At 65.4% G+C, this 13591-nt stretch carries 6 protein-coding genes and 2 pseudogenes; 6 read left to right on the top strand and 2 right to left on the bottom strand.

The genetic code is table 11. The annotated features are described in order from the left end of the window. Window positions 1–529 (bottom strand): annotated as a pseudogene (locus tag AB5T46_RS19505) (galactonate dehydratase); the annotation flags it as partial. After that, window positions 526–1143, bottom strand: a complete 618-nt coding sequence (locus tag AB5T46_RS19500; protein WP_370565765.1) for a 2-dehydro-3-deoxy-6-phosphogalactonate aldolase — start codon at window positions 1141–1143, stop codon at window positions 526–528. The pseudogene AB5T46_RS19505 and the gene AB5T46_RS19500, both read right to left, overlap by 4 nt. 411 nt (window positions 1144–1554) lie before the next feature. On the opposite strand from AB5T46_RS19500, the gene AB5T46_RS19495 reads away from it, so the two are divergent. From AB5T46_RS19495 to AB5T46_RS19470, 6 genes and pseudogenes are all read left to right on the top strand, one after another. Then, on the top strand, window positions 1555–2541 hold the full coding sequence (locus AB5T46_RS19495) for a LysR substrate-binding domain-containing protein (RefSeq protein ID WP_370565764.1): 987 nt from the start codon (window positions 1555–1557) through the stop codon (window positions 2539–2541). Between the two features lie 566 nt (window positions 2542–3107). After that, window positions 3108–6125, top strand: a complete 3018-nt coding sequence (locus AB5T46_RS19490; protein WP_370565763.1) for a TonB-dependent receptor — start codon at window positions 3108–3110, stop codon at window positions 6123–6125. Continuing rightward, a pseudogene (locus AB5T46_RS19485) lies at window positions 6074–6454 on the top strand (LysR substrate-binding domain-containing protein); the annotation flags it as partial. The gene AB5T46_RS19490 and the pseudogene AB5T46_RS19485, both read left to right, overlap by 52 nt. 646 nt (window positions 6455–7100) lie before the next feature. Further along, complete coding sequence (locus AB5T46_RS19480; protein ID WP_370565762.1) at window positions 7101–10040, top strand: TonB-dependent receptor; 2940 nt, start codon at window positions 7101–7103, stop codon at window positions 10038–10040. 187 nt (window positions 10041–10227) lie between these two features. Further along, entirely contained in the window at window positions 10228–10542 is a 315-nt protein-coding gene (locus tag AB5T46_RS19475; protein WP_370565761.1) for a hypothetical protein, read from the top strand. A 298-nt stretch (window positions 10543–10840) separates the two neighbouring features. Next, window positions 10841–13555, top strand: a complete 2715-nt coding sequence (locus tag AB5T46_RS19470; protein WP_370565760.1) for a TonB-dependent receptor — start codon at window positions 10841–10843, stop codon at window positions 13553–13555. The last annotated feature ends 36 nt before the right edge of the window (window positions 13556–13591 follow it).

Below are 13591 nucleotides of genomic sequence, written 5' to 3'. Positions count from 1 at the left end.
CGTTGCCGAACGCCTCGCGCACCCCGGCCACCTTGGCGATCAGCGCATCGATCGCCGCCGTGCCGGCGAGCGGCGCCAGCTCCTCGCTGCCGTTGAACTTGAACGTGTCGTAGCCCTGCTCGGTGAGCGCGCGGATCTGCGCGATCAGCTCGGCCGGCCGGTCTCCGCCGACCCAGCGATAGGTCTTCATGCGGTCGCGCACCAGCCCGCCGAGCAGTTCGTAGACCGGCACGCCCAGCGCCTTGCCCTTGATGTCCCACAGCGCCTGGTCGATGCCGGCGATGGCGCTCATCAGGATCGGGCCGCCGCGATAGAAGCCGCCGCGATAGAGTGTCTGCCACAGGTCGTTGATCCGCGCCGGATCGCGGCCGACCAGGTACTCCGACAGCTCGTGCACGGCCGCTTCCACGGTCTGCGCGCGGCCTTCGATGACCGGCTCGCCCCAGCCGGTGACGCCCTCGTCGGTCTCGATCTTCAGGAACAGCCAGCGCGGTGCCGCGTGGTAGGTGCTCAGGCGCACGATCTTCATGGCAGGACTTCCAGATAGGCTTGCTTGAACGCGCGCGCGCTGTCCTGCGTGCGGTCGACGGGTTGCCCCGGCCGATAGAGCTCGCCGCCGATGCCGGCGCCCGTGCTGCCGGCGGAGAGGTATCCGGCGAGCACAGTCGGGTCGACGCCACCGACGACGAACAAGGGGACGGGCGGCAGCACCGCGCGCAGCGCGCGCACGTGGGCCGGCCCATAGGTGGATGCGGGAAACAGCTTGAGCATCTGCGCGCCTGCGTCGAGCGCGGCGAACGCTTCGCTCGGCGTCGCGAAGCCGGCGACGACCTGCAGTCCGCGCGCCACCGCATGGCGGATCAGCGCGGGATCGGTGTTGGGGGTAACGACGAAGCGTGCGCCCAGTTCGACCAGCGCGTCGGCGTCGGCCGTCCGCAGCACGGTGCCGCCGCCGATCCAGGCGCGATCGCCGAAGGCGCGGACCGCACTGCCGATGCTGTCGGTCCAGTCGGGTGAATTGAGCGGGATCTCGATCGCATCGAAGCCTTCGTCCACCAGTACCTGCACATGCGCCAGGACCTCCTGCGGCCGGATGCCGCGCAGGATGGCGATCAGCGGAAGCCGGAACGGATGCCTGCTCATGCGCACCGGGGCGACGGCATCGGCAAGCGGACGGTCCGCACGGCGTTGCGCAAGACGTGGATGCCGATGGGATGCGCCATGGACCCTCCTCCTGGCATGAGGCCTTCAGCAGTGGCGGGGCTGTCCGCCATCCTGCGCCGGGCGACCGTTGACGATGCGCGTCGGTGCGGTGTCGCGCCAACCGCCGGGATGTCAGCTCCCAGGCCGGTCACTCCCCTCGCGGGGTTGGCGATGGGCCATAGCCTTGCCCGCAAACCTATGTTCGACAAATGAAATTTTCGCCAGATGCTATTCCCCATGTGAATACGTATCATCGGCCCGTGAGCCTCGGCGGCCGTGGCATTCCCGTGATCGCCCGCCGCCGGCCGGCACGCATCCGCAGCCGCACCGCACCCTGGGAGGGTGGTCCGCATGGTCCAGGCAAGCACCAGCTGGTTCAACGCCTCGCGCCTGAAGACGCGGCATCTGCTGCTGCTGCTGCACCTGTACGAGCAGCGCAGCGTGCTGCGCGCCGCCGAGGCGGCCAGCATGACCCAGCCGGCCGCCTCCAAGCTGCTGGCCGAGATGGAAAGCGTGCTGGGGGTGAAGCTGTTCGAGCGCCACGCCCGCGGCGTCGAGCCGACCTGGTACGGCCAGGTGCTGATCCGCCGGGCGCGCTCGGCGCTCTCCGAGATCGGCCGCGCCCACGACGAGATCGCGGCGCTGCGCGACGGGCAGATGGGGCAGGCGGCGATCGGCACCGTGGTCAATCCCGGCACCAACCTGGTGCCGCAGGCGGTTGCGATGGTCAAGCGCGACTTCCCCGACATCATGATCCGGGTGGAGATGGACTACAGCCGGCCGCTGGTGGCCAAGCTGCTGGACGGGCAGCTGGACATCGTCATCGGCCGCATCATGGGCCCGGAAGGCGCCGCCGAGCTGGACTTCGAGCCGCTTGCCGACGAGCCGCATTCGGTGATCGCCCGGGCCGGCCACCCGCTGGCCGGGCGCGCGCGACTGCAGCATGCCGACCTGATCGACTACGGCTGGATCCTGCCGCCGACGGAGAGCGTGCTGCGCGCGCGGCTGGATTCGGTGTTCCTGGAGCACGGCCTGCGGCGGCCGCACAACATCATCGAGACCTCCGCGCTGCCGGTCATCACCAACCTGCTGCGCAGCGGCGACCTGCTGACCGCGTTGCCGATCGATTCGGTGGCGCCGTACGTGCAGGCGGGGCAGCTGGTCGCACTGCCGATCGAACTGGGCGTGCGCATGGAATTCTTCGGCATCGTCCGCCGCCGCGACCAGCTGCTGTCGCCCGGCGCCGAACGGGTGCTGGAAGCGTTGCGGAGCACGGCGCGACGGTTGTATGCGGATGTGCCGCCGCGGCTCGAAGCCCCTCTCCCTTCGGGGCGATAGCGTACGGCTTGCGCGCCCGTATCTTTGCGGTGGGCCTTGACCCACCACTATCGTCCTTTCCGAAAACAGAAAACGTTTTCATTGGGAAGCTGTGAAGAGCTGCCGGGTTTTGCGCGCAGCGTCACCGGGCAAGAGAACGCCTTGGTTCTCACGCGGATTCACCCATTCGGCAGCCTTCCACATTCCAAAAAGAATATGGCTACCAGTGAATATTTCATTGGTATGGAATCGCAGCCGCCGCCTATGCTCCGACCGAAGTCACGTCTTCACGATTCCGATCGGTCAACGGCAATTCATGGGAGGCACCGGCGGTTCGAAGCGGCCCATTTGCGGAATTCAGGAACACGCGCGCCATCGGAGCGCGCGATAGGTCGCCAGGCGGAGCCCGGCGCTTGCGTGCCGGACCCGCCATCCAACAAGAGCGGAAAGCCGACCCGAAGAACGAGCGACCATAGGGAGCACGCGGCGCTACGGTGTCCGGGCCCCAATCGACAATGCAAATCATGTGTCCTTGGGAGGGAACAACCATGTCAACGCAACATCGCCGCGATCCGGCACGCCCGGCCGTGAGCCGCCGTTCTACCCGCAACCGATTCCCCCACACCCTGATCGCGTTGAGCATCGCGACTCTGCTGAGTGCGCAGGCACAAGCGCAGACGCAGCCGCAGCCGCAACCACAGGCGCAGCCGCAGCCGCAACCGCAACCGCAACCGCAGCAGGCTGCGGAAACGCAGAGCAGCGCCGGCCAGGACGAGGCCGTCGAGCTGGACGCCGTCGTCGTCACCGGAATCCGCGGTTCCGTCTACCGGGCCCAGGACATCAAGCGCGACGCCGACACCTTCGTCGACTCGGTCACCGCGCTGGATATCGGCGCGTTGCCCGACCGCAGCGTCACCGAAACACTGTCGCGCATCCCCGGCGTGACCATCGACCGCTTCCTGTTGGTGGGCGATCCGGAACACCCCTCCGCCGAAGGCAGCGGCGTGCAGGTCCGCGGCATGACCCAGGTGCGTTCCGAACTCAACGGCCGCGACAGCTTCTCCGCGAATGGCGGCCGCGCCCTGAGCTTCCAGGACGTGCCCTCCGAACTGTTGGCCGGCGTCGACGTCTACAAGAACCAGAAGGCCGAGATGATCGAAGGCGGCCTCGGCGGCACCGTCGACCTGCGCACGTTCAAGCCCTTCGACTTCGACGGCCAGCGGATCAGCGCCAGCTTCAGCGAGAACTACGGCAACTTCGCCGAGAAGTACAAGCCTTCCGCCTCCGCGCTGTACAGCAACCACTGGGACACCAGCGTCGGCAAGGTCGGCTTCCTGGTCGATGTCGCGCATTCGGAACTGGCCACCCGCACCGACGGCATGTTCGTGCGGCCGTTCTTCGAGAACAGCAATACCGATGTCGACGGCGACGGCACCAACGAGCAACTCTGGCTGCCAAAAGGCGCCGACTGGCGCACGCTGGAGTTCGAACGCGAACGCCAGGGCGTCTATGTCGCCCTGCAGTGGCAACCCAGCGACGACATCGAGCTCTACGCCACCGGCTTCCAGAGCCGGTACGACGAGCTCTGGAACGAGGACGCCATCTTCTCCCACAACGATCCCACCGCGGTCACGCTCGACACCAGCCAGCCCTTCGAGCTGGACGGCAATGTATTCCGCTCGGGCCGGATCACCCAGCCCGGCGGCATCCCGATGGGCACGGACATCATGGCCACGCAACGCAAGTCCAAGACCACCGATTTCTCCTTCGGCCTGAAGTGGACGCTCAACGACAGCACCGAACTCACGACCGACTTCCAGTACATCAAGGCCACCACCAAGGCCATGCAGAACGTGGTGGCCATCGCCGTCGACGTGCCGTATATCGACGTTGCGCTGGGTGGCGGCACGCCGTCGATCGGCATCGACGAGCAGTTCACGACCAACCCCGACAATTACTACTGGGGTTTCACCCAGGACCATCGGGACGACAATGAGGCCGACCAGTTGGCCTGGCGCGCCGACCTCAGGCACAGCTTCGACAGCGGCTTCTTCCGGGCGGTCAAGTTCGGCGTTCGCCTGACCGATCGTGGCGCCACGAGCAGAGATACCGGATACGACTGGAGAGGGGTGTTCCAGACCTGGATGCGCGGGTGGGCCCTGCCGAGTGACGGCCCGATGCCGCCGCTGGATCTCAACGGCGAAGTCAATTCCAGCCTGGTGAACCTGAATACCTTCGACAATTTCTACCGCGGCGATGCCAATACGCCGGGCTCCTTCCTCGCGCCCGTGCTGCAAACCGCGCTCGGTTTCCCCGACAGCTTCCTGGCGATCCACGGGGCCGCCGCTCCGTACTACTTGAGATGTCCTGAGGGAAGTACAACTCCCTGCTATGTGGGGCTGACCACGCCGCGGAACATACGGGATCCGGAGTGGACCAACGTGCAGGGCGAGACGACCACCGGCGGCTACGTGATGCTGGATTTCGCCCTGGACAACATACGTCTCGACGGCAACGTCGGCGTGCGCGCGGTGCGCACCGAGAATTCCGCCCGCGGGTTCCTGGTCTATCCGAACGTTCCCTATGCGCCGTATCTGGGCGCCGGTGAATCGGAGCCGATCACGGCCAGCAATTCCTATACTGACATCCTGCCCAGCCTCAATGTCCGCTGGGAAGCGACCGACAACCTGATCCTACGCTTCGCCGCCTCCAAGGCCATCGCCCGGCCGGCGTTCAGCGACATGCAGGCCTACCAGGTCCTGAGCGCCGGCCCGAGGGAAGGCATTGATCCGCCGGGCCCGGACGATCCTCCCACACTGCCGGTTACCGATCTGAATCTCACCGGCAGTTCCATGGACAACCCCTACCTGGAGCCGATGAAGGCCAACCAGTTCGACCTGTCGCTGGAGTGGTACTTCGATCCGGACAAGGGCGGCATGGCCTGGATCAACTTCTTCCATAAGGACATCAAGGATTACTTCCGCAACCAGTCGCGACTGGTGGCCTACCCGGGCGCCGACGGGAACGAATACGAGTACCTGGTCACGCAGATCATCAACACCGGCGAGGCGCGCATCCAGGGTGCGGAGATCGGCTGGAACCAGTTCTTTGACTTCCTGCCGGCGCCTTTCGACGGCTTCGGTATATCGGCGAACTACACCTACATCGACAGCTCGACCGACGTGCCGGTCGACGCGGATGCGCAGCCGGTCGACACCGATGGCTCGACGTTCGGCGACATGCCGGCTGACGGTCTGTCCAAGAATTCCTACAACGTCGCCGCCTTCTACGAGAAGGGCCCCTGGCAGATCCGCCTGGCCTACAACTGGCGCAGCGAGTACCTGCTGTCGATCGGGCCCAATGGCTACAACGGAACCGACAACGAGATTGCCTGGAAGCTGCCGGTGTACAGCGACGCCTACGGCCAGTTGGACGGTTCGATCTTCTACCGGTTCAACGACCACGTGCAGGTCGGCCTGGAGATGAACAATCTCAACAATGCCGAACAGCGCACGCTCATGGACCAGAACGACGCCGGCCGCCGCGTCACTTCCTGGTACGTCAACGACACGCGCTACGCCGCGACGCTCCGCGTGACGTTCTGAGCGTGGCATGGCGGGAAGTGGAGGTGTTTCCTCCCCTTCCTTCCTCTCCGGTGTCGGTGTTCCTGGAACACGGCCTGCGGCGGCCGCACAACATCATCGAGACCTCGGCGCTGCCGGTCATCACCAACCTGTTGCGCAGCGGCGACCTGCTGACCGCGCTGCCGATCGATTCGATGGCGCCGTACGTGCAGGCGGGCCAGCTGGTCGCGCTGCCGATCGAGCTGGGCGTGCGCATGGAATTCTTCGGCATCGTCCGCCGCCGCGACCAGTTGCTGTCGCCCGGCGCCGAGCGGGTGCTGGAGGCGCTGCGGAGCACTGCGCGGCGGTTGTTATGTGGATGTGCCGCCGCGGCATCTCGCTTGAGCGGCGTTGTTGCTGATTCAAAGCAAACCCTGATTCCCCGGCCCTTGCGCACGGCGCAAGGGTGTTCAACGTGCGCGAGCCGATGGCTCGCAAGCAGCACGCCTTCACCCAAAAGGGAGAAGGGAAATGCAGGGCGCGGCTCCCTCCGAAGACGGAAAACGTTTTCATCGTGAAGCGGTGGACGTTGCCGGGTTTTGGGAGCAGGTGCCGTCCGGGGAAGAGAGCGCTTGGTTTTCGTGCGCATTCAGCAATTCGGCGTTTTCTTATATTCCAAAGAAATATAGATCCCTGTAAATATTTCATTGGTATGGCATCGCGCCCGCCGCCTATGCTCCGACGGAAGTCACGTTTTCACGATTCCGATCGGTCAACGGCAATTCATGGGCGGCGCCTGCGGTTCGAAGCGGCCCATTTGCGGAATTCAGGAACACGCGCGCCATCGGAGCGCGCGATACGTCGCCAGGCGGAGCCCGGCGCTTGCGTGCCGGACCCGCCATCCAACAAGAGCGGAAAGCCGACCCGAAGAACGAGCGACCACAGGGAGCACGCGGCGCTACGGTGTCCGGGCCCCGACCGACAACGCAAATCATGTGTCCTTGGGAGGGAACAACCATGTCAACGCGTCATCGCCGTGACCCTGCAAGCCGGCTTGTGAGCCGCAGTTCTAGCCGCAATCGCTTTCCTCATACTGTCATTGCACTGAGCATCGCCGCGTTGCTCAGCGGGCAGGCGCATGCACAACAATCTACCGAGAGTCCTAGTGGGGCGGACCAAGACGACGCCACCGAGTTGGACAGAGTGGTGGTCACCGGCGTGCGCGGCAGCCTCACCAAGGCGCAGATCATCAAGGAAACCACCGACCAGATCGTGGACTCCGTTGTTGCCGAGGACATCGGCAAGCTGCCCGACAACAACATCGCCGAGGCGCTGCAGCGCATCTCGGGCGTGCAGATCCGGCGCAATAAGGGCGAGGGCAGCGAGATCGCCATACGCGGCCTGACCCAGGTGCGCACCGAGCTCAACGGACGCGACATCTTTACCGCAAACGCGGGCCGCGCATTGAGCCTCGAGGACGTGCCGGCCGAACTACTCGCCGGCGTCGACGTCTATAAGAATCCGAACGCCGAGCTGATCGAAGGCGGTATCGGCGGATTGGTCAACCTGCGCACGCGCATGCCGTTCGATGCCGATGGCATGAAGATCAGCGGCAGCTTCACCGTCAACCGCTGGGACCTGCGCGATTCGGTGCAGCCGTCGGCCTCGTTCCTGTTCAGCAACCGCTGGCAGACCGGCGTCGGCGAGATGGGTTTCCTGTTCAACATCGCCCGCCAGGAAGGCCAGTATCGCGAGGATCGCATCAACCTCGGCAGCTACCTGGTGTTCGACGATGTCCCCGGCTACGAGGGGCAGGAGGTCGTGATCCCCACCGAGATCGGCATGTACAGCCACTTCGGCGACCGCGAGCGCGACGGCCTGGCCGCGGCGTTCCAGTGGAAGCCCAACGACGACATGGAGATCTATGCGCAAGCGTTGCGTTCGGACTACAAGTTCCGCAACCGCGAGTACAGCGTCCGCGCCGGCAACTTCAACAACAACACCGAGGACTTGGTGAACTTCTCCGGCAACGGCTGGGGCTTTGTCTCGCCGTCGATCCCGGGCTACGAAGCCTTCACCGATCCGTTCGGCTTCACCCCGGAAGGCGAGTTCCAGTACGGGACGTTCAACAACGCGCTGGTGTCCACCACCGCGCGCATGGACTGGCGCAATTCGGTGACCAGCGACTACGGCGCGGGCTTCAAGTGGCAGGTCAACGACCGGCTCCACTTCTCCACCGATCTGCAGTATGTCGACGCCACCACCGAGAGCGTGAACTACTGGGTCGACCTGCTGGCGGGGCAGTTGGCCGATCCGAACGACTGGCGTGGCTGGTCAGGGCTCTACGGCATGCCGCCGGTGATCGTGGACTTCCGCGGCGAGCGGCCGTCGATCAGCGTCGTCGACCAGGCCACCGGCCAGCCGATCCCGGGTTACATGAGCAACGTCGAGAACTACGCCGGCTGGATGTCGCACCTGGATAAGCGCGACGACAACGACGCCGACCAGATCTCGTGGCGGGCGGACATGCGCTGGGATTTCATCGACGGCAACTTCCTGCGCGACGTGCGCTTCGGCGTCCGCCTGACCGACCGCGACTCGATCGTGCGCAGTTCCAGCTGGAACTGGCAGAAGATCCCGCCGCCCGGGTCGGACAACGCATGGGGAACGTGGGCCGCGGTGCCCCTGTCGGAGTACCCGGACGCGTGCTACAGGCTGTTCCCGTTCGGCGACCATTTCCGTGGACAGAGCGGCCTGCCGACCGGCTACGTGGCCTGCGACGAGATGGTCGCCGATTACGAGAACACCGTGCGCATGTTCGGCCACGATCCGGTGACGTACAACGCGCAGACCGACATTCGCGAGTTCGGCGAGAAGACCTATGCCGCCTACGCGATGCTGCGCGTCGGCAACGACAGCGGCCGCTTCCCCTGGGACGCGAATGCCGGCGTGCGCCTCGTGCGCACGGAGACCACGGTCGACGGCTGGGAGCGCGAGCAGGACGTGCCGGTGGACGAGCTGGTGCCGGTCAGCGTGAAGCACTCGTACACCGACGTGCTGCCGAGCTTCAATTTCCGCATGTTCTTCACCCCGCAACTGCAGTGGCGCGTGGCCGCCTCGCGCGCGATGTCGCGCCCCAACTTCGACCTCCTCGATCCGTACGTGCACCTGGGCAACACCTTCTTCGACTTCAACACCGGCGGCCTGTCCTACGCCAACCGCGGCAACCCCTACCTGGAGCCGATGTACTCCAATCAGTTCGACACTTCCCTGGAGTGGTACTTCGGCGAAGGCTCGATGCTGTACGGCACCGCCTTCTACAAGCAGGTCAAGGGTTTCTATTTCTACGACACGGTGACCGCCAACTACTACGACCCGGCGTACGAGGTGCAGGACACGCCGGATAGCGCGGCGCGCCCCTGCGTGGGCGCCGAGTGCGTGCGCCCGTTCGAGCTGCAGACCCGCGCCAACGGCGAGGACGGCAAGATCAAGGGCCTGGAGGTCGGCTACCGGCAGATCTTCCAGTCCGGGTTCGGGTTCGAGACCAACTACACCTACGTCGACAGCAGCGCGCCATCGCCGGACGCGCAGACCACCGACGGCATCGCAGTCGCCTACCTGCCGCTGGAGGGGCTGTCCAAGCACAGCTACAACGTGGTGCTGTTCTTCGAGCGGGAACGTTTCTCGGTCCGTACCGCGTACAACTGGCGCGATACCTGGCTGGTCACCACCCGGCCGCCGAATGCCGGCCACGTGCCGCAGTACCACGACGAGACGGGACAACTGGACGCGTCGATCCGATTCAACTTCGACGAGGTCTGGTCGATCTCGCTCGATGGCACCAACCTGCTGGATGAAGAACGCTTCGACTACTACGGCAGCCCGAGCCGTCCCAACGGCTGGTACCTCAACGATCGTCGGATCGGCCTGACCATCCGCGCCAGCCTGGACCTGTAGGACCCCGGTCCCGCCCGCTACGCCGCGGGCGGGATCGCAGCAGTCGGAAGTGCGATGCAAGTGTGCGTTCCGGCGCATGACCAGCGGAGAGCCGCCTTGTCCCCGCATTTCCGATCCAGGCACGATTCGGGATCCGCCAGCGGTGCGCCGGGTCTGCGCCCGCGTCGCGGGGCGAGGGATCGTGCACGTGCTGGCGATGGCCGCGATGCTGGCGGCTGGCCTGGCATGGGCACAGGCGGCCGGCTATGCATGGCGCAACGTCGCCATCGGTGGCGGCGGCTTCGTCACCGGGCTGGTATTCCACCCTTCCGAGCCCGGTCTGCTGTACGCGCGCACCGACAGCGGTGGCGCGTATCGCTGGCTTCCGGGCGCGCGTCGTTGGCTGCCGCTGTTGGACTGGATGGGACACGACGACCATCACTGTCGAATGGCGTGGCGGCGATGCGGCGTATCGTGGCGACGCGCGTCGAGGATTTCATTTCCGCCAGCAGGGCGAAATTGATGCAATGCATCATTCGGTGACGCTATAGCTCGTGGCGAATATTTCATTGGTATGGAATGTCACCCCCTCCTATGCTGCGGACGAGCCTGCGGTGCCGGGGTGCGCTTCCACTTGAGCGGTGGGCATGCGGTCCGGCGGCAAGAACGCAGCGCCATGCGCATCGGGCGAGGGAGTGCCGGCGGGGACCCTGGCCCGCGGGACAGCGGTCGACCCGGAGCACGAGCATGTCCCGGCCGATCGGCATGCCGGGACGCTCGACAACATTCGTCGTTCAAGTGGGTCCTGGGAGGGAACAATCATGTCAACACGTCAGCGCCACGCTCCGGCTGGCCGGGCTATCGGCCGCGCATCGGTCCGCGGCCTGCGGCATTCGGCCATCGCCCTCGGCATCGCCGCGCTGCTGGGCGGCAACGCCTATGCGCAGCAGCCCACGCCCGATGCGGATCCGGAGACGGACGACGCCACCGAGCTCGATGCCGTGGTGGTCACCGGCGTGCGCAGCAGCGTGACCCAGGCGCAGGCGATCAAGCAGAACGCGGAGCAGATCGTCGACTCGATCGTCGCCGAGGACATCGGCAAGCTGCCCGACAACAACGTCGCCGAGGCGCTGCAGCGCATCTCCGGCATCCAGATCCAGCGCAACTACGGGGAAGGCAGCGAAATCGCCATCCGCGGCCTGACCCAGGTGCGCACGGAACTCAACGGACGCGACATCTTCACCGCCAACGAGGGCCGCGGGCTGAGCTTCGAGGACGTGTCGGCGGAGCTGCTGGCCGGCATCGACGTCTACAAGAATCCCTCCGCCGAAATGATCGAGGGCGGCCTCGGCGGCACAGTGAACCTGCGCACGCGCCTGCCGTTCGACTATGACGACCTGAAGCTCGCCGGCAGCATCCAATACAATCATTACGACTTGGCGGACAAGGGCGAAACCGCCTTCTCCGGACTGTTCAGCAATCGCTGGCAGACCGGCATCGGCGAGATCGGCCTGCTGGTGAACCTGTCCAAGCAGGAGGGTTCGTTCCGCCAGGACACGATCTCGATCGAGCCTTGGTGGGATCTGACTACCGTGCCTGGCTACGAAGGCCAGAACATCTCGGTTCCGCGTGGCGCCGGCACCAACACCACCAATGGCGAGCGCGACCGCGAGACCAGCGCCATCGCGTTGCAATGGCGTCCCAACGACGATGTCGAGGTGTATCTGCAGGCGCTGCGTTCGGACTACAAGTTCAGCTGGCTGGACTACTCGTTCTTCGCCTACAGCGGCGGCAGCCCGATGGTGCCGGTTCCCGGCAGCAGCTTCGTGGTCAACGACCGCGACGAGTTCGTCAGCGGCACGTTCCAGGACACCCCGGTCGACTCCAACACCAGCCTGACCGAACGCCACTCGGTGACCACCGACTACTCGGCGGGCGCCAAGTGGACGGTCAATGAACGGCTTTCGCTGAGCACCGATTTCCAGTACGTCGATGCCACCACCGAGTCCACGCGCTACATCGTCGGCACCGGCATGACCGGCGTGCCGCGCTTCACCATGGACTTCAGCGGCGACCTGCCGCGCCTGGCCGTGACCGACGCCAGCGGCGCCGAAGGCTACCTGGCCGACAGCGCCAATTACATCGGCTGGAAGTTCCACCTGGACAACAAGGACGACAACAAGGGCACCGAGTTCGCCTGGCGCAGCGACATGGACCTGGCGTTCGACGAAGGCTTCCTGCGCAGCTTCAAGGCGGGCGTGCGCTATACCGATCGCGATGCCGAGAACAAAGGCAACGTCTGGCGCTTCATGTGCTTGAACGACTGCGCCGGCGCCCCGTTTGCCGACTATCCGAACATCCCGCTGGTGCCGAACCCGACCACCGACTTCTTCCGTGGCGACAGCGACACCTTCGGCCCGACGCTGACCGCGTCCGATGTCGCGGTGGGAAACTATGAAGAGACCCTTGCGGGCTTCGGCGCCCCGCCGCTGACTTTCGGCCCCACCAACATCAATACCCAGAGCGAGCAAACCTACGCGGCCTACGGCGTGCTGCGCTTCGGCAACGACTTTGCCGCCCTGCCGTTCGACGGCAATGTCGGCGTACGCGTTGTCCGCACCGAGCTGGAATCCACCGGCGTCATGACCGATCCGGACGACCTGACCAGCCTGTTGCCGATCAGCGTGACGCAGAGCTACACCGACGTGCTGCCCAGCCTCAACCTGCGCTGGTTCCTGCGCGACAACCTGCAATGGCGCATTGCCGCGTCCAAGGGCATTTCCCGCCCGACCTTCGACAAGCTCAACCCCAATCTGGGTCTGAGCGTCGATGCGGGTGGCCGCCGCACCGGCTCGGCGGGCAATCCGAACCTGAGCCCGATGGAAGCCGACCAGTTCGATACCTCGCTGGAATGGTATTTCGGCAAAGGCTCCATGCTGTATGGCACCGCGTTCTACAAGAAGGTCGACGGCTTCATCGCCAATGCCACGACCGTCGAAACCATCGACGGCGAAGAGTGGGAGATCACCCGCCCGGTCAACGGCGACGATGGCAAGATCAGGGGCGTGGAATTGGGCTACACCCAGTTCTTCGACTTCCTGCCTGGCTGGCTGAGCGGTTTCGGCCTGCAGACCAACTACACCTATGTGGATAGCGAGGCGCCGAGCCCGACCGCGACCGACACCAACGGCCAGCCGCTGACGGTGCCGCTGGAAGGGCTGTCCAAGAACAGCTACAACGTCATCCTCAGCTACGAGCAGCCCCGCTTTGCCACGCGCGTGGCCTACAACTGGCGCAGCGATTGGCTGGTGACGACGGCCGGCAACGGCACCGGCAACCTGCCGGTCTACAACAAGGGCTTCGGGCAGCTGGACGCATCGGTCCGCTTCAACATCAACGACATGTGGTCGATCTCGCTGGACGGCGTCAACCTGCTGGACGCCCGTCGTGAAAGCTACCTGGGCTACGAATCGCGCTTGCGCGACTTCGTGATCAACGACCGCCGCTACGGCATCACCCTGCGCGCCAGCCTCTGAGCAGGATGCGCGCGCCCGCCCGATCAATGCTTGCCC

It is taken from the genome of Luteimonas salinilitoris, assembly GCF_041300785.1.
GTDB lineage: Bacteria > Pseudomonadota > Gammaproteobacteria > Xanthomonadales > Xanthomonadaceae > Luteimonas > Luteimonas salinilitoris.
Note: the sequence above shows the minus strand (reverse complement) of the source record. Positions and strands in the feature narration are given on the sequence as shown.